The 26,262-nt window shown below is 63.8% G+C and carries 22 protein-coding genes and 1 tRNA gene; 19 read left to right on the top strand and 4 right to left on the bottom strand.

What is annotated here, in order from left to right; all coding sequences use genetic code 11:
* Nucleotides 1-8 precede the first annotated feature (8 nt).
* From der to ACS7SF_RS02075, 9 genes are all read left to right on the top strand, one after another.
* Nucleotides 9-1,352 (top strand): ribosome biogenesis GTPase Der, encoded by a 1,344-nt coding sequence (der, locus tag ACS7SF_RS02115; protein WP_426393747.1) that lies wholly within the window; start codon nucleotides 9-11, stop codon nucleotides 1,350-1,352.
* A gap of 297 nt (nucleotides 1,353-1,649) precedes the next feature.
* On the top strand, nucleotides 1,650-1,889 hold the full coding sequence (gene hfq / locus ACS7SF_RS02110) for an RNA chaperone Hfq (protein ID WP_003263868.1): 240 nt from the start codon (nucleotides 1,650-1,652) through the stop codon (nucleotides 1,887-1,889).
* 86 nt (nucleotides 1,890-1,975) lie between these two features.
* Nucleotides 1,976-3,229 (top strand): GTPase HflX, encoded by a 1,254-nt coding sequence (hflX, locus tag ACS7SF_RS02105; RefSeq protein ID WP_439891472.1) that lies wholly within the window; start codon nucleotides 1,976-1,978, stop codon nucleotides 3,227-3,229.
* Between the two features lie 54 nt (nucleotides 3,230-3,283).
* Complete coding sequence (gene hflK, locus ACS7SF_RS02100; RefSeq protein ID WP_439891471.1) at nucleotides 3,284-4,672, top strand: FtsH protease activity modulator HflK; 1,389 nt, start codon at nucleotides 3,284-3,286, stop codon at nucleotides 4,670-4,672.
* A gap of 11 nt (nucleotides 4,673-4,683) precedes the next feature.
* Nucleotides 4,684-5,598 (top strand): protease modulator HflC, encoded by a 915-nt coding sequence (gene hflC, locus ACS7SF_RS02095; protein ID WP_439891470.1) that lies wholly within the window; start codon nucleotides 4,684-4,686, stop codon nucleotides 5,596-5,598.
* Nucleotides 5,599-5,674: 76 nt separating this feature from the next.
* On the top strand, nucleotides 5,675-5,875 hold the full coding sequence (locus ACS7SF_RS02090) for a DUF2065 domain-containing protein (protein ID WP_426393739.1): 201 nt from the start codon (nucleotides 5,675-5,677) through the stop codon (nucleotides 5,873-5,875).
* A gap of 77 nt (nucleotides 5,876-5,952) precedes the next feature.
* A complete protein-coding gene (locus ACS7SF_RS02085) occupies nucleotides 5,953-7,116 on the top strand; it encodes an ATP phosphoribosyltransferase regulatory subunit (RefSeq protein WP_439891469.1) in 1,164 nt (387 codons plus the stop codon).
* A 95-nt stretch (nucleotides 7,117-7,211) separates the two neighbouring features.
* Nucleotides 7,212-8,552, top strand: a complete 1,341-nt coding sequence (locus ACS7SF_RS02080) for an adenylosuccinate synthase (protein WP_439891468.1) — start codon at nucleotides 7,212-7,214, stop codon at nucleotides 8,550-8,552.
* A 115-nt stretch (nucleotides 8,553-8,667) separates the two neighbouring features.
* On the top strand, nucleotides 8,668-9,240 hold the full coding sequence (locus ACS7SF_RS02075; protein WP_439891467.1) for a phosphoribosyltransferase: 573 nt from the start codon (nucleotides 8,668-8,670) through the stop codon (nucleotides 9,238-9,240).
* A gap of 361 nt (nucleotides 9,241-9,601) precedes the next feature.
* Here the strand turns inward: ACS7SF_RS02075 and ACS7SF_RS02070 are convergent.
* Nucleotides 9,602-9,686, bottom strand: a tRNA-Leu gene (locus ACS7SF_RS02070).
* Nucleotides 9,687-9,756: 70 nt separating this feature from the next.
* Between ACS7SF_RS02070 and rnr the strand changes: the two genes are divergently transcribed.
* Genes rnr through ACS7SF_RS02055 form a run of 3 tightly spaced genes read left to right on the top strand, consistent with a single transcriptional unit; the run spans nucleotide 9,757 to nucleotide 13,902 of the window.
* Entirely contained in the window at nucleotides 9,757-12,351 is a 2,595-nt protein-coding gene (rnr, locus tag ACS7SF_RS02065; RefSeq protein ID WP_439891466.1) for a ribonuclease R, read from the top strand.
* Nucleotides 12,352-12,400: 49 nt separating this feature from the next.
* Complete coding sequence (gene rlmB / locus ACS7SF_RS02060; RefSeq protein ID WP_311527523.1) at nucleotides 12,401-13,156, top strand: 23S rRNA (guanosine(2251)-2'-O)-methyltransferase RlmB; 756 nt, start codon at nucleotides 12,401-12,403, stop codon at nucleotides 13,154-13,156.
* Nucleotides 13,153-13,902: an SIR2 family NAD-dependent protein deacylase gene (locus ACS7SF_RS02055; RefSeq protein ID WP_439891465.1), complete on the top strand. Its 750-nt coding sequence runs from the start codon at nucleotides 13,153-13,155 to the stop codon at nucleotides 13,900-13,902. Before rlmB ends, ACS7SF_RS02055 begins: the two co-directional genes overlap by 4 nt.
* 15 nt (nucleotides 13,903-13,917) lie before the next feature.
* Here the strand turns inward: ACS7SF_RS02055 and tal are convergent, their stop codons facing one another.
* The gene (gene tal / locus ACS7SF_RS02050; protein WP_439891464.1) at nucleotides 13,918-14,877 is read right to left on the bottom strand and encodes a transaldolase; all 960 of its coding nucleotides are present in this window, start codon (nucleotides 14,875-14,877) and stop codon (nucleotides 13,918-13,920) included.
* Nucleotides 14,878-15,027: 150 nt separating this feature from the next.
* On the opposite strand from tal, the gene rpiA reads away from it, so the two are divergent.
* Entirely contained in the window at nucleotides 15,028-15,714 is a 687-nt protein-coding gene (gene rpiA, locus ACS7SF_RS02045; protein WP_439891463.1) for a ribose-5-phosphate isomerase RpiA, read from the top strand.
* A gap of 95 nt (nucleotides 15,715-15,809) precedes the next feature.
* Here rpiA and ACS7SF_RS02040 read toward each other — a convergent pair whose 3' ends face one another.
* Nucleotides 15,810-16,508 carry a TetR/AcrR family transcriptional regulator gene (locus tag ACS7SF_RS02040; protein ID WP_439891462.1) on the bottom strand — a complete coding sequence of 233 codons (699 nt, stop codon included), beginning with the start codon at nucleotides 16,506-16,508 and terminating at the stop codon, nucleotides 15,810-15,812.
* Nucleotides 16,509-16,868: 360 nt separating this feature from the next.
* Between ACS7SF_RS02040 and ACS7SF_RS02035 the strand changes: the two genes are divergently transcribed.
* From ACS7SF_RS02035 to ACS7SF_RS02010, 6 genes are all read left to right on the top strand, one after another.
* On the top strand, nucleotides 16,869-18,149 hold the full coding sequence (locus tag ACS7SF_RS02035) for a Zn-dependent hydrolase (protein ID WP_439891461.1): 1,281 nt from the start codon (nucleotides 16,869-16,871) through the stop codon (nucleotides 18,147-18,149).
* 107 nt (nucleotides 18,150-18,256) lie between these two features.
* On the top strand, nucleotides 18,257-19,600 hold the full coding sequence (locus ACS7SF_RS02030; RefSeq protein ID WP_439891460.1) for an NAD(P)-dependent oxidoreductase: 1,344 nt from the start codon (nucleotides 18,257-18,259) through the stop codon (nucleotides 19,598-19,600).
* A 37-nt stretch (nucleotides 19,601-19,637) separates the two neighbouring features.
* Nucleotides 19,638-20,954, top strand: a complete 1,317-nt coding sequence (gene preA / locus ACS7SF_RS02025; RefSeq protein ID WP_439891459.1) for an NAD-dependent dihydropyrimidine dehydrogenase subunit PreA — start codon at nucleotides 19,638-19,640, stop codon at nucleotides 20,952-20,954.
* A gap of 87 nt (nucleotides 20,955-21,041) precedes the next feature.
* On the top strand, nucleotides 21,042-22,541 hold the full coding sequence (locus ACS7SF_RS02020) for an NCS1 family nucleobase:cation symporter-1 (protein ID WP_439891458.1): 1,500 nt from the start codon (nucleotides 21,042-21,044) through the stop codon (nucleotides 22,539-22,541).
* Between the two features lie 46 nt (nucleotides 22,542-22,587).
* The gene (hydA, locus tag ACS7SF_RS02015) at nucleotides 22,588-24,066 is read left to right on the top strand and encodes a dihydropyrimidinase (RefSeq protein ID WP_439891457.1); all 1,479 of its coding nucleotides are present in this window, start codon (nucleotides 22,588-22,590) and stop codon (nucleotides 24,064-24,066) included.
* Nucleotides 24,067-24,304: 238 nt separating this feature from the next.
* Nucleotides 24,305-25,849 (top strand): methyl-accepting chemotaxis protein, encoded by a 1,545-nt coding sequence (locus tag ACS7SF_RS02010; protein WP_439891456.1) that lies wholly within the window; start codon nucleotides 24,305-24,307, stop codon nucleotides 25,847-25,849.
* 74 nt (nucleotides 25,850-25,923) lie between these two features.
* Here the strand turns inward: ACS7SF_RS02010 and ACS7SF_RS02005 are convergent, their stop codons facing one another.
* Nucleotides 25,924-26,196 (bottom strand): oxidative damage protection protein, encoded by a 273-nt coding sequence (locus tag ACS7SF_RS02005; protein ID WP_426393713.1) that lies wholly within the window; start codon nucleotides 26,194-26,196, stop codon nucleotides 25,924-25,926.
* Between the last annotated feature and the right edge of the window lie 66 nt (nucleotides 26,197-26,262).

Below are 26,262 nucleotides of genomic sequence, written 5' to 3'. Positions count from 1 at the left end.
ACACAAGCATGAAACCAGTCATTGCCCTCGTTGGGCGGCCGAATGTCGGCAAATCGACCTTGTTCAACCGGCTGACGCGCTCGCGTGACGCGTTGGTCGCGGACATCCCTGGCCTGACGCGCGATCGTCACTACGGTGAGGGCCGCGTCGGCGATCGTCCGTTCATCGCCATCGATACCGGCGGCTTCGAGCCCGTCGCCAAGGAAGGTATCGTCGCGGAGATGGCCAAGCAGACGCGGCAGGCCGTGGTCGAAGCCGACGTGGTCATTTTCATCGTCGATGGTCGCTTGGGGCTGGCGCCGCAGGATCGCGTGATCGCCGACTACCTGCGCAAGACAGGGCGCCGCATTCTCCTGGCCGTCAACAAGGCCGAGGGCATGCGGTACACCGCTGTTGCCAGCGATTTCTACGAACTCGGCCTCGGCGACCCCGCGGCCATCTCGGCGGCACATGGCGATGGGGTCAATGACCTGGTGGCGGAAGCGCTTGATCTGGCCTTCGCCGAGCGCCCGGAGCTTGCCGAGGCAGCCGATGCGCACGACCATGGCACGCGCATCGCCATCGTCGGCCGCCCGAACGTGGGCAAATCGACGCTGGTGAACGCGCTGATCGGTGAAGAGCGTGTGATTGCATTCGACATGCCAGGCACCACGCGTGATGCCATCTACGTGGATTTCGAGCGCAACGGCAAGCCGTACACGCTGATCGACACGGCCGGCCTGCGCAAGCGCGGCAAGGTATTCGAGGCGATCGAGAAGTTCTCGGTGGTCAAGACGCTGCAGTCCATTGCCGATGCCAACGTGGTCGTGCTGCTGCTCGATGCGCAGCAGGATATTTCTGACCAGGACGCGCATATCGCCGGGTTTATCGTGGAATCGGGCCGTGCACTGGTGATCGGCGTGAACAAGTGGGATGGCCTGACGGGCCACGCACGCGATCGCATCAAGCACGATCTGGAGCGCAAGCTGCAGTTCCTGTCGTTTGCCAACGTGCACTACATCTCGGCCAAGGAAAAAACCGGTATCGGCGCGCTCCTGAAGTCCGTGGACGCGGCGTATGCCGCCGCCATGGTCAAGCTGCCGACGCCCAAGCTCACGCGCGTCCTGATGGAGGCGGTCGAGTTTCAGCAGCCGCGTCGTGCAGGCGTGTCGCGCCCGAAGCTGCGGTATGCGCACCAAGGTGGTTCCAATCCACCGATCGTGGTGATTCACGGCAATGCGCTGTCGAGTATTCCCGAAACATATCGCCGCTTTCTGGAAGGGCGCTTCCGCGAAGCCTTTCAACTCAAGGGCACCCCGCTGCGGATCGAATTTCGTACGAACAAAAATCCGTACGCCGAATCGAAGGATTGAGCATCGAAGCGGCGGTGTTCGACCGAGGGAGCGTGTGACGCGGGGCAATCGAACGGGGGATCACCCATCGGCGCTGTCATTTCATATGGCGGAGTGACGGGTTTTCCGTTTGCTTTCCCCGATTTCTAAGGCTAAATTCTCGAGACATGGCGCTGGGTATCTGTAGACCCGGCGCCATTGGCGTCGTTTAGACCCATCTGGCCGACTCTTTTGACGAACTTTTTTTGCGTCGCCTGCTTGAACCCGGGCTTCCGAGCCCCATAACCCATCACTAAACCTATAAATCTGGAGTGTGCCATGAGCAACAAAGGGCAATTGCTACAAGACCCGTTTCTGAATGCGCTGCGTAAGGAGCATGTGCCGGTGTCGATCTATCTCGTCAACGGTATCAAGCTGCAAGGCAATATCGAGTCGTTCGACCAATACGTCGTGCTCCTGCGCAACACCGTCACGCAGATGGTGTACAAGCACGCAATCTCCACCGTGGTGCCGGCCCGTGCCGTGAATTTCCGCGTGGACGAAGCGTCCGACGCCTGATCTGCCTCGCTCCCGCCGCCGTCCGCGCGGCGGGACGCTTCCACCCTCGATTTCTCCCTCTCATTTCCTCCCTCTCATTTCCCCGCTTGGCATCCCATCCCACCTCCAATTCGGAGCCGACGCGCGCCATCCTGGTCGCCGTGGATTTCGGCAAACATGATTTTCAGGAAAGTCTGAGCGAACTGGCGCTGCTGGCCTCCACGGCTGGCTCGGAGCCCGTGCGTGCCGTGACCGGCAAGCGTTCCAGGCCCGATGCGGCGCTCTTCATTGGTGCCGGCAAGGCGGAAGAGGTGCGGATCGCTGCGGACGAAGAGGATGCGGAAATCGTCATCTTCAATCACGCGCTGAGTCCTGCCCAGCAACGTAACCTTGAACGTTTTTTCGGGCGCCACGTGGTGGACCGGACCGGTCTGATCCTCGACATCTTCAGTCAGCGTGCGCAAAGCCACGTCGGTAAGGTGCAGGTGGAACTGGCGCGCGTGCGCTACCAGTCGGCGCGTCTGGTGCGGGCGTGGAGCCACTTGGAGCGCCAGAAGGGCGGGGTTGGCCTGCGTGGCGGCCCTGGTGAGCGCCAACTCGAGCTGGACCGCCGGATGCTGGACGAGCGCGCCAAGCGTCTGTCGTCCGAGCTGGACAAGCTGCAGCGTCAGCACGACACGCAACGCCGTGCGCGCGCGCGTAACGATGCGTTCTCCGTCTCGCTGGTCGGCTATACCAACGCCGGTAAGTTGACGCTTTTCAACGCGCTGACCAAGGCGCGCACATACGCGGCCAACCAGCTGTTCGCCACGCTCGATACGACGTCCCGCCGGTTGTATCTGGAGGGCTTGGGCAACGTGGTGTTGTCCGACACGGTCGGTTTTATCCGCGACTTGCCGACGCAGCTCGTGGCTGCCTTCCGCGCCACGCTGGAAGAAACCGTGCACGCCGACGTGCTGCTGCATGTGGTCGACGCCGCCAGCACGGTCAAGCATGAACAGATGGAGCAGGTCGATCGCGTGCTCGATGAAATCGACGCCAGCGGTATTCCGCAGATTCTGGTGATGAACAAGATCGATGCGGCCGAGGAACTGCGCGTACAGGGCCCCCGTATCGAGCGTGACGAAAACGGCGCGGTGCGGCGCGTGTTTGTTTCCGCCATCGACGGAACCGGGCTGGATTTGCTGCGTGAGGCCCTGGTCGAAACCGCCATCCGCCTGCGCGAAAACCCGGCGCCGAACGGTGGGGAATTCGACCCCCGCTTCGACACGCGTCGCGACGCGCTGCCCGCATCCCGTGACGAACTGTCGCAAAGCTTGCTGAACGACGGCGCTTCCGCCGAACGTGACGAGCAGGACTGATAGAATCCCCCGTTACCTCTTTAGCAGTCAGACTAGGACCCAGCCCGATCGCTCATGCCCGAGATTTCGACTCAGTCATCTTCCATGGCTTCGCAGCCCACGCCGGTGCGAGGTTTGTGGCACCACCTGCGCGTGCTGCTTTCTCTGAATGATCCGCGTTGGGGGCGGGGCGACAAGGATAGCGCCAACGCCGAGCGCCAAGACAAAGACGAGCCGAAACGCCAGAGCAAGCCGCCCCAGGAAGGGCCGCCTGATCTGGACGAACTGTGGCGCGACTTCAACCGCCGACTGAACAACCTGTTCGGCCGCAAGGACAGCGGTAACGGAGGCAATGGTGGTCCGTCGCCGCTGCGTCCGAGTAGTGGTCGCGGTGGTTCCGGTTTGGGTGTCGGCGTGTTGCTCGCTGTGCTGGTCGGCCTGTGGGCGGCCAGCGGCTTCTTCATCGTGCAGGAAGGCCAGACCGGCGTGATCCTGCAATTCGGTCGCTTCAAGTACCTGGCGACCCCCGGCATCAACTGGCGTCTGCCGTATCCGATTGAGTCGCACGAGATCGTCAACCTGTCGGGCGTGCGTACGCTCGAGATCGGCCGCACCACGCAGATCAAGGATACGAACCTCAAGGACTCGTCGATGCTCACGCAGGACGAGAACATTGTCGACGTGCGCTTTTCGGTTCAGTACAACATTGCCGATCCGGTCGAGTATCTGTTCTTCAATCGCACGGACCGCGACGGCGACCAGGAGCTCGTGACGCAGGCTGCCGAAACGTCGGTGCGCGAGATCGTCGGCCGCAACAAGATGGATTCCGTGCTGTACGAAGGGCGTGATGCTGTCAGCCGCAATCTGGCGGAGTCGATCCAGCGCATTCTCTCGGCGTACAAGACTGGCATCCGTATCCTCAGCGTCAACGTGCAGAGCGTGCAGCCGCCCGAGCAGGTGCAGGCGGCGTTCGACGATGTGACCAAGGCGGGCCAGGACCGCGAACGCGCCATCTCGGAAGGCCAGGCCTACGCCAACGATGTGGTGCCGCGCGCCAAGGGTACGGCGGCGCGCTTGGTGGAAGAGGCGCAGGGCTACAAGGCCCGCGTCACGGCACGTGCGGAAGGCGATGCCGCGCGCTTTGGCTCGGTGCAACGCGAATACGCAAAGGCGCCGCAAGTCACGCGCGATCGCATCTATCTGGAAACCATGCAGGACATCTACGCCAACGCAACCAAGGTGATGGTCGATCAGAGCAATGGCAGTCTGCTGTATCTGCCGCTCGACAAGTTGATCGCGCAGACGCAGGGCGATACGTCGCGTCCCGCGTCGGCGCCCGGTGCGTCGCCGCAGGACAGTGGTTCTGCGCAAGGCGTGCCCACGCCCTCCAACCCGTCGTCGATGAGTGACGCCGACTCGCGTTCGCGCGAGGCGCTGCGTAACCGCGACCGCGATTCCCGCTAAGAGGAGGGCATATGAATCGTCTGATTTCTGCCCTCGTGGCGCTCGTAATCGCTCTGGCGGTGTTCTCGTCGGTGGTGTTTGTGGTGGACCAGCGGCAATACGCCGTGGTGTTCGCCTTTGGTGAGATCAAGCAGGTCATCAAGGAGCCGGGGCTGCATTTCAAGCTGCCGCCGCCGCTGCAGAACGTCGTGTTCATGGACAAGCGCCTGCAGACCATTGATGTGGCCGGCGCTGACCGCTTCATTACGGCCGAAAAGAAGAACTTGCTGGTCGATTGGTTCGTGAAGTGGCGTGTGGCCGAGCCGCGCCTGTTCTACGTGAGCTTCAAGGGCGACAACCGCCTCGCGCAGGACAGCATGACCCAGAAGATCAACGCCATCGCCCGCGATGAGTTTGCGCGCCGCACGGTGTCCGACGTGGTCTCCACCGATCGCGAAGCCGTGATGCAGAGCATCCTCAAGGGGGTGCAGGAGTACGGTAAGTCGGTCGGCGTGGACATCATCGACGTGCGGCTGAAGCGCGTGGACTTGCTGGCCAGCGTGACGGAATCGGTCTATCGCCGCATGGAAGCCGAGCGTAAGCGCGTGGCCAACGAATTGCGCTCGACTGGCGCCGCTGAAGGCGAAAAGATCCGCGCCGACGCCGATCGTCAGCGTGAAGTTGTGCTGGCAGACGCCTACCGCGATGCCCAGAAGATCAAGGGCGAGGGCGATGCCCGCGCCGCCGACATCTACGCCGATGCGTTTGGCCGCGATCCGCAATTCGCAGCGTTCTGGCGCAGCATGGAGGCCTATCGCGCGTCGTTCCGCGATCGCAAGGATGTGATGGTGTTGCAGCCCAACAGCGATTTCTTCAAATACATGCGCAGTCCGAACGGTGCCGGCGCAGCCGCAGCGCCGGCTGCTCAAACGGGGCGCCATCGCTAGTACAATGCGTCGCTGATCATTTGAGGCGGACAGACCCCGGCTTGCCGGGGTTTTGTTCGTTCGCCACCCGTACCCCATGGAAGAGTCACTCCCCACCGTTTTGCTGGCCGCGTGCGCGCTGGTGCTCGTAGTTGAGGGCATCCTGCCGTTCGTCGCCCCGCAGGCTTGGCGTCGTGCCTTCCAGATGCTGACCGAGCTGCCCGACGAAAAACTACGCGTGATCGGGCTGGTGTCGATGGCGCTAGGGCTGATCCTGCTGCGCTTGCTGCATCACTGAGCCGCAACCCGCTTTCCCTGCGCCATTCGCAAATTCGCTGAAATTCCGCCGTACCGAGACTGTTGACCGAGACCGCCATGCCGACCAACTGGCTGCTGCCTGAATCCATTGCCGATGTGCTGCCCTCCGAGGCACGCAAGATCGAAGAGCTGCGCCGTCGCATGCTCGACCTGTTCCGCACTTACGGCTACGAACTGGTCATGCCGCCGATGCTGGAGTACATCGAGTCGCTGCTCTCCGGTACCGGCCATGATCTCGATCTCAAGACCTTCAAGCTCGTCGATCAATTGTCCGGCCGGACCATCGGCCTGCGCGCTGATATCACGCCGCAGGTCGCCCGTATCGACGCTCACTTGCTGAACCGCGCTGGCGTGACGCGCCTGTGCTACGCCGGTTCGGTCTTGCACACGCGTCCGAGCGGCTTCCACGTCACGCGCGAGCCGCTGCAAATCGGCGCCGAAATCTACGGCCATGCCGGTCTGGAAGCCGATCTGGAGATTCAGGACCTGATGCTAGCGGCGCTGTCGGCCGCCGGCCTGGCCGATGTGCGGCTGGACCTTTGCCATGTCGGCGTGATCGCCGCGCTGCTCGAGCAATCGCCCGTAGCGGCAAGCGTGCAGGATGAGCTGTTCACCGCATTGGCCTCCAAGGACGCGCCGGCGTTGCGCGCCATTACCGCTGGTCTGCCCGCAGCGCAGCGCGATGCGCTCAACTTGCTGCCGTCGCTGTATGGCGGCGTGGATGTGCTGGCTCGTGCACGTGCTGAACTGCCTGCGTTGCCCGCCATCGGCCGTGCGCTGGACGATTTGGCAACGCTGGCCGAGCGCGCCGGCGGTGCCACTGTCAACATTGATCTCGCCGATCTGCGCGGTTACCACTACCACAGCGGCGTGATGTTCACCGCCTACGTGGCCGGCGTGCCCAATGCCGTGGCGCGCGGCGGCCGGTATGACAAAGTCGGTGAGGCCTTTGGCCGTGCTCGCCCTGCCACAGGGTTCTCGCTCGATTTGCGTGAGGTCGCCGGCATTTCACCGGTGGAAGCGCGTTCCGCCGCCATCCATGCGCCGTGGTCGGGCGATGCCAAGTTGCGCGAGGCGATTGCCGCCTTGCGCGCTGCCGGCGAGATCGTCATCCAGTCTCTGCCGGGCCATCCGGAAGATCTGGAAGAGTTCGCCTACGACCGCCAGCTCGTGGAAGAGGGCGGCCGTTGGATCGTCAAGCCCCGCAACGCCTCTGCGTGAGGCTGTTGCATAACGTTCTGTAAATACCCGGTAATTTCAGGGAAGACCCTGGCAACAAGGGTAGAATACGTTTTTAACCCATCTGCAAATTCAACATGTCCGCACCAGCAGTGAGCCAAGGACGCAACGTCGTCGTCATCGGCACCCAGTGGGGTGACGAAGGTAAAGGGAAAATCGTCGATTGGCTGACCGATCATGCGCAAGGCGTGGTTCGTTTCCAGGGCGGACATAACGCAGGCCATACCCTCATCATCGGCGGCAAGAAGACGATCCTGCGTCTGATCCCGTCGGGCATCATGCGCGACGGCGCAACGTGCTACATCGGCAACGGCGTGGTGCTCTCGCCCGAGGCCCTGTTTAAGGAAATCGACGAGCTGGAAGCTGCCGGCGTGCAAGTGCAAAACCGCCTGCGCATCTCCGAAGCGACCACGCTGATCCTCCCGTACCACATCGCCATCGACAAGGCGCGCGAACTCAAGCGCGGCGCCGCCAAGATCGGCACGACCGGCCGTGGCATTGGCCCGGCATACGAAGACAAGGTGGCTCGCCGCGCGCTGCGCGTGCAGGATCTGTTCGACCCGGCCTACTTTGCCGAGCGCCTGCGCGAGAACCTGGACTTCCACAATTTCGTCCTGACGCAGTACCTGAACCACCCTGCACTGGACTTCCAGCAGACGCTGGACGAGATGCTGTCGTACGCCGAGCGTCTCAAGCCGATGGTGGCCGACGTGTCGGCTGAGCTGTTTGCTGCCAACGCCGCCGGCAAGAACCTGATGTTCGAAGGCGCGCAAGGCACGCTGCTCGATATCGACCACGGTACCTATCCGTTCGTCACGTCAAGCAACTGCGTGGCGGGCAATGCCGCCGCCGGTGCTGGCGTGGGCCCGGGCCAACTGCACTACATCCTGGGTATCACCAAGGCGTACTGCACGCGTGTGGGCTCCGGTCCGTTCCCGAGCGAACTGTACGACGCGGACAACCCCGCTCGCCAGGACCCGACCGGTGTGCGCCTGGCCAATGTCGGCAAGGAATTCGGCTCGGTGACTGGCCGCCCGCGCCGCACGGGTTGGTTGGATGCTGCGGCGCTGCGTCGTGCGATCCAGATCAACGGCGTGTCGGGCCTGTGCATCACCAAGCTCGACGTGCTCGATGGGCTGGAAACGATCAAGCTTTGCGTCGGCTACAAGCTCGATGGCAAGGAAGTCGACATCCTGCCGCGTGGCTCGGACACCGTGGCGCGCTGCCAGCCGATCTACGAAGAGTTCCCGGGCTGGAATACGTCCACCTTCGGCTTGAAGGAGTGGAGCGCGTTGCCTGAGACCGCCCAGGCTTATCTGAAGCGCGTCGAAGAAGTGGCCGGCATTCCCATCGCCATGATTTCGACGGGCCCGGACCGCGACGAAACCATTCTGCTGCGTCATCCATACAAGGACTGACGCGCGTCGCTCGGATTCGCCCGGTCACTCACCGGGCGAATTTGTATTGGGGCACTGCTTTATAGAACATGACGGCGGCACCCGCTCCGCATTCACGATCAAGACGAGGAACACCATGAACCAGCCGATCAACGACGACTCGCATCTGTGGGTGTCCTGGGACGACTATCACGGCCTGATCGAGCGTCTGGCGCTGGTCGTGCACGAGTCGGGCTGGAAGTTCGACCAGATTCTGTGCCTGGCGCGCGGTGGTCTGCGCGTGGGCGATCAGCTTTCGCGCATCTACGACCTGCCGCTGGCCATTCTGGCGACCAGCAGCTACCGAGAGGCGGCCGGCACGCAGCAAGGTGACCTCGATATCGCGCAGTACATCACCATGACGCGTGGCAACCTGTCGGGCCGCGTGCTGCTGGTGGATGATCTTGTCGATTCGGGTGTCACGCTGGAGCGCGTGGGCCGTCACCTGAAGGAGCGCTATCCCGCTGTGACTGATGTGCGCACCGCCGTGCTGTGGCACAAGGCGTGCTCGAAGATCAAGCCGGACTACGCTGTGCAGTTCTTGCCGACCAACCCTTGGATTCACCAGCCGTTCGAGGAATACGACACGCTGCGTCCCCACAATCTTGCTGCCTGGATCAAGCGTGGCAAGGCGCGCACGGCAGGTAACGGCGACGCTCCGGCAGCGTGATTCGTTGGCGGGTGCTGTCGAAGCATGGATGGAGTGGCGTGTGCGGCTTGCGCCGTGCGTGCCACTTCGGTAACCTCACGACACGAGCTGCAACATTGGCTCGAAACCCGCGTACAGATTGGCTTTGCGGCCAGAGTGCGCGGATGATCGAAGCGCGGCGCGTCTTGATGGATGTGTCGGGCGTCGAACCCACCCAGCGCTTGGGGCAGGTGAGGCCGGTGAATCTGGTCGCGCCCTGGCGCGATAGCCAAGACACAATGCACGTCGCCCTTTGCGGAATGTCGCATCAGCTACTGAGCAACACAGATCCGATCCCGGAAAAGAAAAACGGCGCAACTTGCGTTGCGCCGTTCCTAAACTCTGGTGCCCAGGAGAGGACTCGAACCTCCACGGAGTTACCCGCTAGTACCTGAAACTAGTGCGTCTACCAATTCCGCCACCTGGGCAGGTGTGCGTGTACCGAAGCTGCAATTATTACGGGTTCAAGCGAACCTGTCAACACTCTAGAAGAAAAAATTGAATCAACCGACTTATCCGATCCCGAGCCGCGAGGAAATCCTCGGAGTGCTGCGCACGTCGGGGTCTCCGCTGTCTGCCACCGACATTGCCAAGGCGCTTTCCGTTACGCGCAAGGAGCATGACGGCTTTATCAAACGTCTGACCGCCATGGAGCGGGATGGTCAGATCGAACTCAATCGCAAAGGGCGCTACGAGTTGGCGCACCAGCCCAATTTCATCGAAGGTCGCGTGATCGGCCACCGCGATGGCTACGGCTTCTTCGTCCGGGACGATGGCGAGCCGGACATCTTCCTGCCCGAACGTGAGATGCAGAAGGCCATGCACGGCGACCGTGCTCTGGTGCGCGCCGTCGGCTATGACCGCCGCGGGCGCTCAGAAGGGCAGATCGTCGAGATCCTGCAACGTGCCAATAAGCGCATCATCGGCCGGCTGCTGTCGGAAAGTGGCACGCTGGTGGTGGCGCCTGAGGACAAGCGTCTGGGCCGCGACATCCTGATTGCGCCCAAGGGGCAGGGCAAGGCCAAGGTCGGCCAGGTGGTGAGCGTGGAGATCCTCGAATATCCGGATCGCTACGTGCAGCCGATCGGCCGCGTGGTCGAAGTGCTGGGTGAGATTGATGACCCCGGCATGGAGATCGAAATCGCTGTGCGCAAATACGGCGTGCCGCATGAATTTTCCGAGCCGACGCAGCGCGAAGCCGAGGCGCTGCCCGACGTGGTTCGCGATGCTGATCTGGCGGGGCGCATTGATTTGCGCGATGTGCCGCTGGTCACCATCGATGGTGAAGACGCGCGCGACTTTGACGATGCCGTCTATGCCGAACCGGTCAAGATCGGTCGCAGCAAGGGCTGGCGTTTGATCGTCGCGATTGCCGACGTGTCGCACTATGTGCGGCCGGGGCACCCGCTGGATGCGGATGCGATTGATCGGGCGACCTCGGTGTATTTCCCGCGCCGCGTGATTCCGATGCTGCCGGAGAAGCTCTCCAACGGCCTGTGCTCGCTCAACCCGGAAGTGGACCGCCTATGCATGGTCTGCGACGCGGTGATCACGGCCAAGGGGGAGATCAAGGCGTATCAGTTCTATCCGGCAGTCATGCACTCGAAGGCGCGCCTGACCTACAACGAGGTTTGGGCGATCCTGTCGAATGTGAAGGGTCCGGAGGCCGCCAAGCGCGCGCCACTGGTGCCCCATCTGCAGGACCTGTACGAGCTGTATCAGACGCTGCTCAAGGCGCGTCGCGAGCGTGGCGCGATCGACTTCGATACGACCGAGACGTACATCGTCTGCAATGCGCAGGGCAAGATCGAGCAGATCCTGCCGCGCACCCGCAACGATGCGCACCGGCTGATCGAGGAGTGCATGCTGACGGCCAACGTATGCGCGGCGGAGATGCTGGAGAAGTACAAGCATCCGGCGCTGTACCGCGTGCACGCGGGCCCGACGGAAGAAAAGCTGCAAGCACTGCGCGCCTTCCTGAAGACCAGCGGCCTGACGCTGGGCGGTGGCGACAAGCCCCAGGCTGCCGACTACGCGGAGGTGATGGAAAAAATCGCCGCGCGGCCTGACGCGCCGATGCTGCAGACCATGCTGCTGCGTTCGATGCAGCAAGCGGTGTATAGCCCGGACAACATCGGGCACTTCGGGCTTGCCTATCAGGCATACGCGCACTTCACCAGCCCGATCCGCCGCTATCCGGATTTGCTGGTCCATCGCTCCATCAAGGCGATCCTGCAGCGCACGCGTTATGTGCCGGTGCTGGCGCCGGGTGTGCAATTGAATAGCGCGTTGTCGCCCAAGGCGCGTCGTCTGCAGGCTGAAGCCGAAAAGGGCGTGCCGGCGGCGGTCGTCAACAAGGCCAAGGTCGAGGCGATCTGGCATGAGCTGGGCGTACATTGCTCGGCCAACGAGCGCCGTGCCGATGAGGCCTCGCGCGATGTGGAAGCCTGGCTCAAGTGCTATTTCATGCGCGACAAGCTTGGCAACGAGTTCTCGGGCACGGTCAGCGCGGTCACGTCGTTTGGCATCTTCGTGCAGCTTGACGAGTTGTACGTGGAAGGCCTCGTGCATGTGACGGAGCTTGGCAGCGATTACTTCCAGTACGACGAAGCCCGCAACGAGCTGCGCGGCGAGCGTACCGGCATTCGCTACCGCTTGACCGACCGCGTGCGCGTGCAGTTGCTGCGTGTGGACCTGGATGCGCGGAAGATGGACTTCCGCCTGATCCAGGAGCCCTCGACGAAGGCATTGCGTCCGGCCAAGGTCACCGGTGCGCCGGAAGCCGCGGGTGCGCGCCAACCGGCTGTCGCCACGCCGGCACCGCCGGTGGGTCGCAAAAAGCCGCGTCAATTGGCGGCCCTGCTGGGCGGCACGGCCAAGCCGGAAGAGTCGTTTGACGAGACGCTGGATCGCGTTTTCGAAGAGCAGCCGGTGTTTGAACCTGGCTCGCGTGCTGTGCCGCCGGGCCATGCGCACCCCAAGCCGGCGCGCAAGAAGCAGCCTACGCGTGCGGCCAAGCCCAAGGGCGGCGCCAAAACCGCCGCGCCGCGCAAGGCGGCCGGCAAAACCACACGCAAGCCGAAGGGGCGCTGAAGTGTAGAAAGGCGGCTGGGGAGCGAGGGCGGACAGGTACAATCGCGCCATGTCTAAATCCAAGCTCCTCATCGGCTTTCATGCCGTCACCGCCCGACTGCGCCACGGCGCCAAGTCGATCGACGAAATCTATTTCGAGGCCAACCGCCGCGACCGCCGCATGCAGGATTTCCTGAAAGCGGCGGAAGCAGCGGGCGTGCGCCTGATCCCCGCTGACACCGACCGCCTGCGTGGCATTGCCGGCACCGATCGCCATCAGGGTGTGGTTGCCAAGGCAGAGTCGCTGTCGCTGGCACTGAATCTCGACGAATTGCTCGATGGCATCGAGGGCACGCCGCTGTTGCTGGTGCTCGACGGTGTGACCGATCCGCATAACCTGGGCGCTTGCCTGCGCGTGGCCGATGCGGCCGGTGCGCATGCCGTGATTGCACCGAAGGATCGCAGCGTTGGCATCAACACGACGGTGGCCAAGGTGGCCAGCGGCGCGGCCGAGACCGTTCCGTACATCACCGTGACCAACTTGGCGCGCACACTGCGCGAGCTGCAGGAGCGCGGCGTGTGGGTGATCGGCACGGCTGACGAAGCCGAGCAGGATCTCTATCAGGCTGACTTCAAGGGCCCCATCGCGATCGTGATGGGCGCCGAAGGCGAGGGTATGCGCCGCCTGACGCGCGAAACCTGTGATGCGCTGGTCAGCATTCCGATGGCCGGCAGCGTGGAAAGCCTGAACGTGTCGGTCGCCAGCGGCGTTTGCCTGTTCGAGGCGGTGCGTCAACGCGCTGCGGCACCCGCCAAGAAGGGATGAGCATCGAACCATCGGCCGCGTCTGACGCGGCTGCATTGGCCCAGGCGCACGCCTGGGTCGACGCCGCGCAGCACGTCATGGTGTTGACGGGCGCTGGCGTCTCGGCGGAATCCGGCGTGGCCACGTTCCGTGACGCGCTTACGGGCTTGTGGGAGAAGTTCAAGCCCGAAGACATGGCCACCGAGGCTGCTTACCGCAAGCACCCGCGCATGGTGTGGGACTGGTACCAGGAGCGCCGCGAGCGTGTGCTGCAGGCCCAGCCAAATCCCGCACATTTGGCGATTGCCGCGTTAGCCAAGCGCAAGGCGGTGACGCTCGTCACGCAGAACGTCGATGGTCTGCATCAGCGGGCCGGTAGCGAAGGCGTCATCGAACTACACGGCAATCTGTTTGCCAACAAATGGCTAGGCGGATGTGGCAAATGCGATGTCTCCACGGCCTTGCCGGGCCGGCCGCCGCGTTGCGCGACATGCGGTGCGATGCTGCGCCCGGGCGTGGTGTGGTTTGGTGAACAGCTTCCGCTGGTGGCGAACTACCGCGCCGAAGAGGCGGCCAACACGTGCGACGTCTGCCTGGTGGTGGGCACGTCCGGCATGGTGTATCCGGCGGCCGGATTGCCGGGTCTTGCGAAGGACCACGGCGCCAAGGTGATCGTCGTGAATCCGGAGCCGAGCGCGCTGGATGCAACGGCCGATTTGGTGATCCACCAGCCGGCGGGCGTGTGCTTGCCCGCCATGCTGGGATAAGGCACTGCCTTCCTTTTAAGCCGCTACGCGCAGCGGCTCAATCAACGCTTCCAACTTGATCGCATCCGCTGCAAACAGGCGGATGCCTTCGGCCAGCTTTTCCGTTGCCATGGCATCGGCGTTCATGTGCCAGCGGAACGATTTCTCATCAGCGGGCAGGCGGACGATGTTGGCGGCATGCGCGTTGTCCGGCGAGAGCTTGCGCTCGACGGGCGCGTCGGATTGCTGCAACTGGGCGAGCAGGTCCGGGCTGATGGTGAGCAGGTCGCAGCCAGCCAGCTCGACGATCTGCGACACATTGCGGAAGCTCGCGCCCATCACCTCGGTCGGGTAATCGAACTTCTTGTAGTAGTTGTAGATGCGCAGGACGGACTGCACGCCCGGGTCGTTCGCGCCGCCTTGCGCGACCGGGTCCCAGTTGGCGCCAGCGTCTTTCTTGTACCAGTCGTAGATGCGGCCAACGAACGGCGAGATGAGCTGCACGCCCGCTTCCGCACACGCCACGGCTTGCGCCAGCGAGAACAGCAGCGTCATGTTGCAGCGGATCCCTTCGGCGCGAAGCTGGTCTGCCGCGCGAATGCCTTCCCACGTCGATGCAATCTTGATCAGCACACGCTCGCGCGCCACGCCGCGCGCCTCGTATAGCGCGATCAGATGCTTGGCCTTGGCGACCGTCGCTTCCGTGTCGAACGACAGGCGCGCATCCACTTCAGTCGACACGCGGCCCGGGATGATCGACAGGATCTCGCAGCCGAACGCCACGAGCACGGCATCGATGATGTCTTCCACACTGTCGCTGCGCGCGTCGCGCACGGCTTGTTCCAGCAGCGGGCGGTATTCGGCCTTTTGCACGGCCTTCAGGATCAGCGATGGGTTGGTGGTCGCGTCGCGCGGCGCGTAGGCGCGCATGGACTGGAAATCGCCCGTGTCGGCGACGACGGTGGTGAACTGCTTGAGTTGATCGAGCTGAGTCATGAAGCGAGTCCGTGGTACGTTCCAGCATTGCGCTGGAGGTGGAAGGATGAACCGATTGTACTCCGCGGGTTTGGCTCCGCCAGCCGGCTGAGATCCAGCGTATTGATCCGGTACACTACCGGGTTTTCCGATCCCGACCGAGTGTTTGCGATGACGCAGGATGAACTGAAGGCACTGGTGGCGCAGGCCGCCGCAGATTACGTATTGGCCAACATGCCCGAAGGCGCGGTACTGGGCGTGGGCACTGGTTCGACCGCCAACCTGTTCATCGACGCGATGGCCCCGCACAAGGCACGCTTTGCCGGCGCGGTGTCCAGCTCGGAGGCTTCGACGCGTCGCCTGCAGGGCCACGGCTTTACCGTGCTGGATCTGAATGAAGTCGACGCCATTCCCGTGTACGTGGACGGCGCCGATGAGATCGACGCTTCGGGCGCCATGATCAAGGGCGGTGGCGGTGCGCTCACGCGGGAGAAGATCGTCGCATCGGTCGCCAAGACGTTCGTATGCATTGCCGACGGCAGCAAGCTGGTGGAGACGATGGGCGCATTCCCGCTGCCGGTGGAAGTGGTGCCGATGGCACGTGCCGCCGTGGCGCGCCAACTCGCCGCGCTCGGCGGTCAGCCCCGTCTGCGCATGACCAAGGAAGGTCAGATCTACAAGACCGACAACGGCAATGTGATCCTCGACGTGGTTGGCCTGCGCATTGCCGATCCGAAGGGGCTGGAGTCGGTGGTCAATGACATTCCGGGCGTGGTCACCGTGGGCCTGTTTGCCAAGCGCGGTGCCAATGTGCTGCTGCTGGGCACGGAAGCGGGCGTACAGCGACGCGATTTCTGATCGCCACTAGGCCATAAGGCCACCGAGCATCCAACAACATGCCGTTCAGTTCACGCTGAACGGCATGTTTGCTTTTGAGCCTCGTATTGGCTGCCCTAGTCGCCCTTACCTACGCCGGGTGATACGACACCGCATGCGCGCAGCACCAGCTGCACGACTTCCTCCGTGCGCTCGGCAAAAGCCTTTTGCGTGAGTGCGCGCTTGCCCGAGAGCGCGCGGATCTGCGCTTCGAAATCGGCGTAGTGCTGCGTGGTGGACCAGATCAGGTACATCAGCGTCTGCGCGTCGACCGGCGCGAGTTGCCCGCGTGCGATCCAGGTGTCGATGACCTGCACGCGCGTGTCGAACCACGGTTTGACGCGCTGCGCGAGGATGTCCTGCATATGCTCCGCGCCGTGGATGATCTCGTTGGCCCAGACCTTGGAGCCCAATGGCCGGCGGCGCGACAACTCCATCTTTGCGCGTACATAACCGCTGATAGCCTCGGCTGGATCGTCGCTGTCTTCAAACGAGTTGGCCGCGCGGTGCCAGTCTTCAAACAAGTCTTCGAGCACCCGCTTGTACAGCGCCAGCTTGGTCGGAAAGTAGTAGTGCAGGTTCGCCTTGGGCAGGCCGGCGCGCTCGGCAATCATGGCGGTGCTCGCGCCTTCGAGTCCGCGTTCGGCAAAGACGGCTTCAGCGCAGGCCAGCAGATGCGCTTCGTTCGAGGCGCGGATATGCGCCTTGCGCCGCCGCATTGGCGCTGCGGTTTCGGTGTTCTCTGGGGGTGCGGCTGCGGCTGGGTCGTCTCGCATGGTGGTCTCGTGCGGCGTTTCTGCGCAGGGGATGCCGCGCTGCGCCTCATTCTAGTCGCTGCGATGGCAGCACGGCATCTCTCGACCGCGAGGTCGCACTTCTCATGCTGCGCCGCAATGGCACGCTTCTCGCTTTAAAAGCCTGTCTGCGAAAGACATTGATTTGACAGGAATCCTCGTCTACAACCTGTCCATTCGGACAGGATTACGTTGGCGGGGAATGCCCCGAAAACGCTGTCCGAAGCAACACGATCCGCATGCACCGCCCGCGTGCGGAGATGCCCCAAAACACGGCCGCTGATGCACCGCATGGGTGTGACAAGCAGGCCGGTATGGCGGACCCCAAAGGAGCGACACGCAATGAGTGCAGCACCCGAAGCGTTGGAAACGACCCGGCTCGATACGTCGATCCAGGTCAACGGCAAGCGATTGTGGGACAGCCTGATGGCGATGGCGAAGATTGGCGCGACGCCCAAGGGCGGCGTCTGCCGGCTTGCGCTGACCGATCTCGATAAGCAAGGGCGCGATCTCATCGTCAGCTGGGCCAAGGAGGCCGGTTGCTCGGTGACGGTCGACCAGATGGGCAACGTGTTCATGCGACGCGCCGGGCGCAATCCGGACGCGCTGCCGGTCATGACCGGTTCGCATGCGGACTCCCAGCCGACCGGCGGCCGCTTTGATGGCATCTATGGCGTACTTGGCGGGCTGGAGGTGATCCGCAGCCTGAACGACCACGGCATCGAGACCGAGCACCCGATCGAAGTCGTGATCTGGACCAACGAAGAGGGCTCGCGCTTTGCGCCGGCCATGGTGGCCTCGGGCGTGTTTGCGGGTGTCTTCACGCTGGAATACGGCCTCTCGCGCAAGGACGTGGACGGCAAGACCATCGGCGAAGAACTCAAGCGGATCGGCTATGCCGGCGACGTGCCGTGCGGGGGCCGCAAGCTGCACGCCGCGTTCGAGCTGCATATCGAGCAGGGACCGATACTCGAGGCCGAGCAGAAAACCATCGGCGTGGTGACGGACGCGCAAGGCCAGCGCTGGTACGAGATCACGCTGACCGGTCAGGAGGCCCATGCGGGCCCGACGCCCATGCCGCGCCGCCGCGACGCGCTGCTGGGCGCCGCGCGCGTAGTGGATCTGGTCAACCGCATCGGGCTAGACCACGCGCCGTTTGCCTGCGCGACGGTCGGCATGATGCGGGTGCACCCGAACTCGCGCAACGTGATCCCGGGGCGGGTGTTCTTCACGGTCGATTTCCGGCATCCGGAGGATGCGGTGCTCGCAAAGATGGACGCGGCGTTGCGCGAAGGCGTTGCCAAGATCGCCGGGGGCATCGGGCTGGAAACGCAGCTCGAACAGATCTTTTACTACGAGCCCGTCAAGTTCGATGCCGCGTGTGTGGCATCCGTGCGTGCTGCGGCAGAGCGCTTCGGCTATTCGCACCGCGACATGGTGTCCGGCGCGGGCCACGATGCCTGCTACCTAGCGCAGGTGGCGCCCACGTCGATGGTGTTCGTGCCGTGCGTCGACGGCATCAGCCACAACGAGATCGAAGACGCCACGCCCGAGTGGATCGAGGCCGGCGCGAATGTTCTGCTGCACGCGATGCTCTCGCGTGCGTGCGAGCCCGCTTCATAGCGCAACCGTGGTCGCCGTCGCAGCACCCCAAAACGAAAGCCGTCCCGACCTCGCCTGTGCGAGGCCGGCGGGCACGGCTGTGTCCTCACACGGAAGAAGGAGCCACCATGGCTATCAAGGAAACGGGCGATATTGCCGCGCACCGTCTGTCGTCGGAGCAGTTGTCGTGCGAGTTTGCCGACATTGCGCCGTTGCTCGATCCCACCGCCGCGGCCGCTGCGGCCAGCCGCTGCCACTACTGCTACGACGCGCCGTGCGTGCAAGCGTGTCCGACGCAGATCGACATCCCCAGCTTCATCCGCAAGATCGGCAACGGCAACCTCAAGGGCGCAGCGGTGGACATCCTCTCCGCTAACCCGCTCGGCGGGATGTGCGCGCGGGTGTGCCCGACCGAGATCCTGTGTGAAGGCGCGTGCGTGCGCAACGATCAGGACGCGCAGCCAGTGGCGATTGGCGCGCTGCAGCGCCATGCCACGGATTGGGCGATGACCACGGGCGTGTCGCTGTTCAAGCGCGCGCCTGATACGGGGCGCCATGTCGCCGTGGTCGGCGCTGGGCCGGCAGGGCTGGCGTGTGCGCATCGCCTTGCACTCGCAGGGCACCGCGTCACGCTGTTCGACGCACATGCCAAGCCGGGCGGCCTGAACGAGTACGGCATTGCCGCCTACAAGACCGTCGACGATTTTGCGCAGCGCGAGGTGGCGTGGTTGCTGTCGGTGGGCGGCATCGAACTGAAGACCGGCGTGGTACTGGGCGGCGACATGACGCTCGATGCGTTGCGCAAGCAGCATGACGCAGTGTTCCTGGCGATGGGCCTGGGTGGCGTGCGCGCGCTGGCGCTGGAAGGCGAAGACCTATCAGGCGTGATGAACGCCGTCGACTTCATTGAGCAGGTGCGCCAGGCGGCGCCGCTGGAAGCCGTGCCGGTCGGCCGGCGCGTGGTGGTGATCGGTGGCGGCAACACCGCCGTGGATGCGGCTGTGCAAAGCCGCAAGCTCGGTGCGACGACGGTGACGATGGTCTACCGGCGCGGTGTCGAGTTGATGAGCGCCACCTGGGCTGAGCGCGAATTTGCGCAGAAGAACGGCGTCACCCTCATCACGCATGCCAAGCCAGTGCGATTGATGGGTGAGGGCGGTCAGGTGACCGGCGTGGAGTTCGAGCGCGCGGGTGACGCAGGCGAACGCTTTACGGTCGATGCCGACATGGTGCTCAAAGCCATTGGCCAGACGCTGGTGCCGATTGGCGTGGATGGCGAACTGCTGACCGTCGACGGCAGCCGCATTGCCGTGGACGCGGGCGGGCGCACTACGTTGCCCGACGTGTGGGCCGGTGGCGACTGCGCCGCCACGGGCGGCGTCGATCTGACGGTGCAGGCTGTGCAGGACGGCAAGGTCGCCGCCGCATCCATCGACGCTTATCTGGCCAGCCTCACCGCCAAGGCGGCCTGAGCCGCATCCCCGAACAACATATTCCACGGAGCCGAACATGGCTGACTTGCGCTGCACGATTGCCGGCATCAAATCGCCGAACCCTTTCTGGCTGGCTTCCGCGCCGCCCACCGACAAGGCCTACAACGTCAACCGCGCGTTTGAGGCGGGCTGGGGCGGCGTGGTGTGGAAGACGCTCGGGCTCGATCCGCATGTGGTCAACGTCAGCTCGCGCTACGGCGCGGTGCAATGGAACGGCCAGCGCATCGCGGGGCTGAACAACATCGAGCTGATCACCGATCGTCCGCTGGATGTGAACCTGCGCGAGATTGCGCAAGTCAAGCGCGACTGGCCCGACCGCGCGCTGATCGTCTCACTGATGGTGCCGTGCAACGAGCAAGACTGGAAATGGATCCTGCCGATGGTGGAAGACACCGGCGCCGATGCGGTCGAGCTCAATTTCGGCTGCCCGCACGGCATGAGCGAGCGGGGCATGGGTGCGGCGGTCGGCCAGGTGCCCGAGTACGTGGAGATGGTGACCCGGTGGGTAAAGGAAGCGACCAAGCTGCCGTGCCTGGTGAAGCTCACGCCCAACATTACCGACATCCGCCTGGGTTCGCGCGCGGCGTACAAGGGCGGGGCGGATGGCGTGTCGCTCATCAACACGATCAACTCCATCGTCGCGGTCGACCTGGACCAGATGGCACCGATGCCGACCGTGGATGGCAAAGGCACGCACGGCGGCTACTGCGGCCCCGCCGTCAAGCCGATCGCGCTGAACATGGTGGCCGAGATCGCCCGCGATACGCAGACGCCCAATCTGCCGATCTCCGGTATCGGCGGTATTTCCAACTGGCGCGATGCGGCGGAGTTCATCGTGCTGGGTGCCGGTAGCGTGCAGGTGTGCACGGCGGCCATGCATTACGGCTTTCGCATCGTGCAGGACATGGCCGACGGCCTGGCCAACTGGATGGATGAAAAGGGCTACGCCACGCTGGACGATGTGCGCGGCCGCGCCGTGCCCAATGTGACGGACTGGAAATACCTGAACCTGAAGTACGACATCAAGGCGCGCATCGACCAGGATCGCTGCATCCAATGTGGCCTGTGCCATATCGCCTGCGAAGACACCTCGCACCAGGCCATCACGCGCGAGAAAGACGGCAAGCGCCACTTCGAGGTGATCGACGCCGAATGCGTCGGGTGTAATTTATGCATGCATGTCTGCCCGGTCGAGCAGTGCATCACGATGGAGCGGGTGGATGCGGGCGACTACGCCAACTGGACGACGCATCCGAACAACCCGGCGCGCGCGGTGGCAAGCACGCCCGACGCAGGTGCCGCAGAGCCAGCGCCTGCGGCCAAGGCGGCGTGATCTTTCCTTGTGCTCACCGGCTTTGATTCCTACAAATGAGCCTGACGCGCGCCGCAGAGCGCGCCAATAACCCGTGGAGGTCTTTCAATGAAGCAGGCAGCGCACCCCGCCGAACCGCTCGCGGCCGGCAGCAGTCTCTATAACGACGATCTGGCGCCCACCGGCGTGGCCCAGCGCACCTGGAAGTGGTACCACTTTGCGGCGCTGTGGGTCGGCATGGTGATGAACATCGCGTCGTACATGCTGGCTGCCGGGCTGACGGAGCAGGGCATGTCACCGTGGCAGGCGGTGGTGACGGTGCTGCTGGGCAACGCCATCGTGCTGGTGCCGATGCTGCTGATCGGCCATGCGGGCGCCAAGCACGGCATTCCGTATGCGGTGCTGGTGCGTACGTCGTTCGGCACGCAGGGGGCGAAGCTGCCGGCGCTGCTGCGCGCCATCGTCGCGTGCGGCTGGTATGGCATCCAGACGTGGTTGGGCGGCAGCGCCATCTATACGCTGGCCAACATCCTGACGGGCAATGCCCTGCATGGCGCCGCGATGCCGTTTCTCGACATCTCGGTGGGCCAGTTGGCGTGCTTTCTGTTGTTCTGGGCGCTGCAGCTCTACTTCATCCTGCACGGCACCGATTCGATCCGCTGGCTGGAAAGCTGGTCCGCTCCCATCAAGATCGTGATGTGCATCGTGCTGGTTTGGTGGGCCACGTCCAAGGCGGGTGGTGCGGGCTCGATGCTCTCCACGCCGTCGCAGTTCGTGGCGGGTGGCAAGAAAGAGGGTCTGTTCTGGGCAACGTTCTGGCCGAGCCTCACGGCCATGGTTGGCTTCTGGGCGACGCTGGCGCTGAACATTCCGGACTTCACGCGCTTTGCCAAATCGCAGCGTGACCAGATCGTCGGCCAGTCGATCGGCTTGCCGCTTCCGATGGCGCTGCTGTCGGTCATCTCGGTGGTGGTCACGTCTGCCACCGTGGTCATCTATGGCAAGGCCATCTGGGACCCAATCGACCTCACCAGCCGCATGACCGGTATCGGCGTGGGTATCGCGCTCATCATTCTCACGCTGGACACCATGTGCTGCAATCTGGCGGCGAACCTCGTTGGGCCCGCATACGATTTTTCCAGCCTGTGGCCGAAGGGCATTTCGTACAAGACGGGCGGGTTGATCACTGCCACCATCGCCATCGTGATGATGCCGTGGAAGATTCTGGCCACGTCCGAGGGCTACATCTTCACGTGGCTGGTGGGCTATTCCGCGCTGCTGGGGCCGGTGGCCGGCATCATGATGGTCGACTACTTCCTCATCCGCGGCACCCGCCTGAATGCGCGCGAGCTGTTCGACGAGCGCGGCGAGTACACCTACACCGGCGGCTGGAATCTCGGTGCGGTGGTGGCGCTGGCCGTGGGCGTGCTGCCTAACCTGCCGGGCTTTCTGCATACCGCCTTTCCGAGCGTGTTCCCGAACGTGCCGGCGTTCTTCAACACGCTCTACACGTACGCGTGGTTCGTTGGCCTCGTGCTGGCGGCGCTGGTCTACAGCGCGTGGATGAAGCTGCGCGGCAGCCCGAGCGCCAGCGTGGCGAGTGCCTGAAATTCATCCAACTGCGCACCCACACAACCCACAAGGAGGCAGCGACATGACGACCCTGATCCGTGGCGGCACGGTCATTGATGCAGACCGCACCTGGCGTGCCGACGTGCTCTGCGCCAGCCCAGAGAGCGGCGGCACCATCCTGCAGGTGGCGGCGCAGATCGACGCGCCAGCAGGCGCCACGGTCATTGATGCGCACGGGCAATACGTCATGCCCGGCGGCATTGATCCGCACACGCACATGGAGCTGCCTTTCATGGGCACCACCGCCATCGATGATTTCTTTACCGGCACGGCGGCGGGCTTGGCGGGCGGCACCACCAGCATCATCGACTTCGTGGTCCCCAGCCCGCGCCAGCCGTTGATGGACGCCTTTCGCGAATGGCGCGGCTGGGCCGAGAAGGCCGCCGCCGACTACGGTTTCCACGTTGCCGTGACGTGGTGGGACGAATCCGTGCATCGTGATATGGGAACGCTCGTGCAGGAGCACGGCGTCTCCAGCTTCAAGCACTTCATGGCTTACAAGAACGCGATCATGGCCGACGACGAGGTCCTGGTGAACAGCTTTTCGCGCTCGCTCGAGCTGGGCGCCTTGCCCACCGTGCATGCGGAAAACGGTGAACTCGTCTTCCAGCTCCAGCGCCAGTTGCTCGCGCGCGGTATCACGGGGCCCGAGGCGCATCCGCTGTCGCGCCCGCCCGAGGTGGAAGGCGAGGCGGCCAACCGCGCTATCCGCATCGCACAGGTCCTGGGCGTGCCGGTGTACATCGTGCATGTGTCGGCCAAGGATGCGGTGGACGTGATTGCCCGCGCGCGCAGCGAAGGCCTGCGCGTGTTCGGCGAGGTGCTGCCTGGCCACCTCGTGATCGACGAGGCGGTGTACCGCGACCCGGACTGGACGCGTGCCGCCGCCCACGTCATGAGCCCACCGTTTCGCTCAGCCGAGCATCGTGAAGCGCTGTGGCGTGGGCTGCAGGCCGGTCAACTGCACACCACTGGCACCGACCATTGCACGTTCTGCGCGTCGCAAAAAGCCATGGGCCGAGAGGACTTCACCAAGATCCCCAACGGCTGCGGCGGCATTGAGGACCGCCTTTCCATCCTGTGGCATCACGGTGTCAACGCGGGTCGCATCACGCCCAACGAGTTCGTGCGCATTACCTCAACCAACGCTGCGCAGATTTTCAACCTGTATCCGCGCAAGGGCGCAGTGCAACCCGGTGCGGATGCCGATCTGGTGGTGTGGGACCCGGCGGCCACCAAGACGATTTCCGTGAAGACGCATCACCAGAAGGTGGACTTCAACATCTTCGAGGGGATGACGGTGCGCGGCGTGGCCACCCATACGCTCACACGGGGCGCGCTTGCCTGGGCCAATGGCGACCTGCGTGCCGTGCGCGGCGCGGGGCAATATCTCAAGCGTCCGCCGGCGGCGGCGTATTACGACGCCATCCGCCTAGCCAATGCCCGCCGCACGCCGCATGCTGTGGATCGCCCTGCCGAGGCGCTGGCTGCGGCAAAGTAATACGCGATATGTGTCAAAAGCATGACCGCTCGTTGACTGGGCGGTCTTTTTTTTTTGCGGCAAAGAAGTCACATGCGCCACAGTTGAGCGTTTGCGATACGCATATTGTTGAAAACAGAGTTAAGTCGTGCGTTAAGTGGCCGATAAGACGGACGCGGTGGCTCATATGCCGCCGACATCGCGTGCCTCCACAAGAGGCCCCCGATGCTGCCCGCGCAGTCGTCTGACCCGGAACACCATGAAACTTGCACTCAAACTCCCCTTGGCCTTTGCCGCCGCGTTGATGTTGATGTTTGCCGGGGCCATCTATGGCATTGCCTCGCTCAATCACTCGATCATCGAATACAACACCACCGTGCAGGCCCGCGCCGCCGACGAACGTGCAGTGACGAAAATGCTGGTCACCTTCAAGACCCAGGTGCAGGAATGGAAAGACACCCTGCTGCGCGGTGAAGACCCGAACAAGCTGGACAAGTACTGGGGCGCTTTCCTCAAGCGCGAGCAAACCGTGACGGACCAGGCCAAGGCACTGCAGGCCGCGCTGCCGCCCGGCAAGAGTCGCGATCTGATTACGCAGTTCGCCGCCGCCCATACCACCATGGGCGAGGGCTATCGGAAGGGCCACGACATGTTTGTGGCCGCATCGTTTGATCCGACCGTGGGTGACAAGGTCGTGGCCGGCGTGGACCGTGAACCCGCACGTCTGCTGGATGAGGCCGCCGCTGAAATTGCCGCCGAAAGCGCGGCGGTGTCGGCCAAGACTGCAGAGGCCGCGCATACCGCGCTGGTGGTCAGCGTTGCACTGATGCTGGCGGCGTTCGGGCTGGGGCTGGGTGGCGCGTTCCTGTTCAGCCAGTCGATCACGCGACCGCTGTCCCGCGCGGTGAATGTGGCGCGCACCGTGGCGCAGGGCGATCTGGCGAACATCTATGAACCGCAGGGCACCGATGAAATTGCCCAGCTGCTGATCGCTCTGAAGGACATGCAGCGCAGCCTCGCCAGCGTGGTGAGTGAGGTCCGTCGCAATGCCGAAGGCGTGGCCTCGGCCAGTGCGCAGATTGCGTCGGGCAACCTGAACCTGTCATCACGCACGGAAGAGCAGGCGGCCTCGCTGGAAGAAACCGCCGCCAACATGGGCGAGTTGACCGCCACCGTGCACCGCAATTCGGAGAGCGCGGTGCAGGCCACCACCTTGGCCGGCCATGCGTCGGACACCGCAGCACGCGGCGGTCAGGTGATGAGCGATGTGGTGCAGACCATGCGCGGCATCTCGGAGAGTTCCGCCAAGGTCGGCGAGATCATCGGCGTGATCGACAGCATCGCCTTCCAGACCAACATCCTCGCGCTGAACGCGGCGGTGGAAGCCGCTCGCGCCGGCGAGCAAGGCCGCGGCTTTGCCGTGGTGGCCGGTGAAGTGCGCACGCTGGCGCAACGCAGCGCATCAGCGGCCAAGGAGATCAAGGGATTGATCGGCCAGTTGACCGAGCGGGTCGAGGCGGGCGCGAAGCTGGTACACGAGGCCGGCGGCATCATCGACGACATCGTTGCCTCGGTACACCGTGTCACGCAGATCGTGGCGGAAATCTCTTCGGCCTCGACGGAGCAGAGCACGGGCATCGAGCAGGTGAACATTGCCGTGGGCCAGATCGAGGAGGTCACGCAGCAAAACGCGGCGTTGGTGGAGGAGGCCTCCGCTGCCGCGCAAGCCATGGCGGACCAAGCCGGCGCACTGCGCCGCGCCGTGGCGATCTTCAAGTTGGAGGATGCCGCCGTGCCGGCATAGGCGCCGAGCGAGTGCCCAGAAAGCAAAAAAGCCGTTCAGCGCAAACTGAACGGCTTTTTGTTTGTGTCGGCAGATCAGGCCGACGGCGGCACGTAGCCCGAAGCCTCGTCGGCGCCTTCGCCAAAGAAGTACTTCTCGGTCTGCTTGAGCAGGTACTGGCGCGCGCGCGTATCCGCCATGTTCAGGCGGTTTTCGTTGATCAGCATGGTCTGATGCTTGAGCCAGCCGGCCCAGGCTTCCTTCGAAACGCTTTGCCAGATCTTCTTGCCCAGTTCGCCGGGCAGAGGCGGGAAGTCGAGGCCTTCGGCTTCCTTGTCGAGCTTGATGCAGTGGACCATGCGGGCCATGGAGATTTCCTCTTGTGTGGCGGATGCGTCGCCCTGGTGGGACATCATCAGGCGCGCGCGGAATTC

This window comes from Ralstonia sp. 25C (genome assembly GCF_051904805.1).
Taxonomy (GTDB): Bacteria; Pseudomonadota; Gammaproteobacteria; order Burkholderiales; family Burkholderiaceae; genus Ralstonia.
Note: the sequence above shows the minus strand (reverse complement) of the source record. Positions and strands in the feature narration are given on the sequence as shown.

Excerpts from the sequence above, each read along its gene's own strand:
- ACS7SF_RS02005 (WP_426393713.1), bottom strand. The coding sequence starts at position 26,196 with ATGGCCCGCATGGTCCACTGCATCAAGCTCGACAAGGAAGCCGAAGGC.
- ACS7SF_RS02090 (WP_426393739.1), top strand. The coding sequence starts at position 5,675 with ATGGAAGAGTCACTCCCCACCGTTTTGCTGGCCGCGTGCGCGCTGGTG.
- ACS7SF_RS02055 (WP_439891465.1), top strand. The coding sequence starts at position 13,153 with ATGAGCATCGAACCATCGGCCGCGTCTGACGCGGCTGCATTGGCCCAG.
- hfq (WP_003263868.1), top strand. The coding sequence starts at position 1,650 with ATGAGCAACAAAGGGCAATTGCTACAAGACCCGTTTCTGAATGCGCTG.
- ACS7SF_RS02075 (WP_439891467.1), top strand. The coding sequence starts at position 8,668 with ATGAACCAGCCGATCAACGACGACTCGCATCTGTGGGTGTCCTGGGAC.
- hflC (WP_439891470.1), top strand. The coding sequence starts at position 4,684 with ATGAATCGTCTGATTTCTGCCCTCGTGGCGCTCGTAATCGCTCTGGCG.
- hflK (WP_439891471.1), top strand. The coding sequence starts at position 3,284 with ATGCCCGAGATTTCGACTCAGTCATCTTCCATGGCTTCGCAGCCCACG.
- hydA (WP_439891457.1), top strand. The coding sequence starts at position 22,588 with ATGACGACCCTGATCCGTGGCGGCACGGTCATTGATGCAGACCGCACC.
- ACS7SF_RS02020 (WP_439891458.1), top strand. The coding sequence starts at position 21,042 with ATGAAGCAGGCAGCGCACCCCGCCGAACCGCTCGCGGCCGGCAGCAGT.
- ACS7SF_RS02080 (WP_439891468.1), top strand. The coding sequence starts at position 7,212 with ATGTCCGCACCAGCAGTGAGCCAAGGACGCAACGTCGTCGTCATCGGC.
- preA (WP_439891459.1), top strand. The coding sequence starts at position 19,638 with ATGGCTGACTTGCGCTGCACGATTGCCGGCATCAAATCGCCGAACCCT.
- ACS7SF_RS02030 (WP_439891460.1), top strand. The coding sequence starts at position 18,257 with ATGGCTATCAAGGAAACGGGCGATATTGCCGCGCACCGTCTGTCGTCG.
- ACS7SF_RS02010 (WP_439891456.1), top strand. The coding sequence starts at position 24,305 with ATGAAACTTGCACTCAAACTCCCCTTGGCCTTTGCCGCCGCGTTGATG.
- ACS7SF_RS02035 (WP_439891461.1), top strand. The coding sequence starts at position 16,869 with ATGAGTGCAGCACCCGAAGCGTTGGAAACGACCCGGCTCGATACGTCG.
- der (WP_426393747.1), top strand. The coding sequence starts at position 9 with ATGAAACCAGTCATTGCCCTCGTTGGGCGGCCGAATGTCGGCAAATCG.
- ACS7SF_RS02040 (WP_439891462.1), bottom strand. The coding sequence starts at position 16,508 with ATGCGAGACGACCCAGCCGCAGCCGCACCCCCAGAGAACACCGAAACC.
- ACS7SF_RS02085 (WP_439891469.1), top strand. The coding sequence starts at position 5,953 with ATGCCGACCAACTGGCTGCTGCCTGAATCCATTGCCGATGTGCTGCCC.
- rpiA (WP_439891463.1), top strand. The coding sequence starts at position 15,028 with ATGACGCAGGATGAACTGAAGGCACTGGTGGCGCAGGCCGCCGCAGAT.
- rlmB (WP_311527523.1), top strand. The coding sequence starts at position 12,401 with ATGTCTAAATCCAAGCTCCTCATCGGCTTTCATGCCGTCACCGCCCGA.
- tal (WP_439891464.1), bottom strand. The coding sequence starts at position 14,877 with ATGACTCAGCTCGATCAACTCAAGCAGTTCACCACCGTCGTCGCCGAC.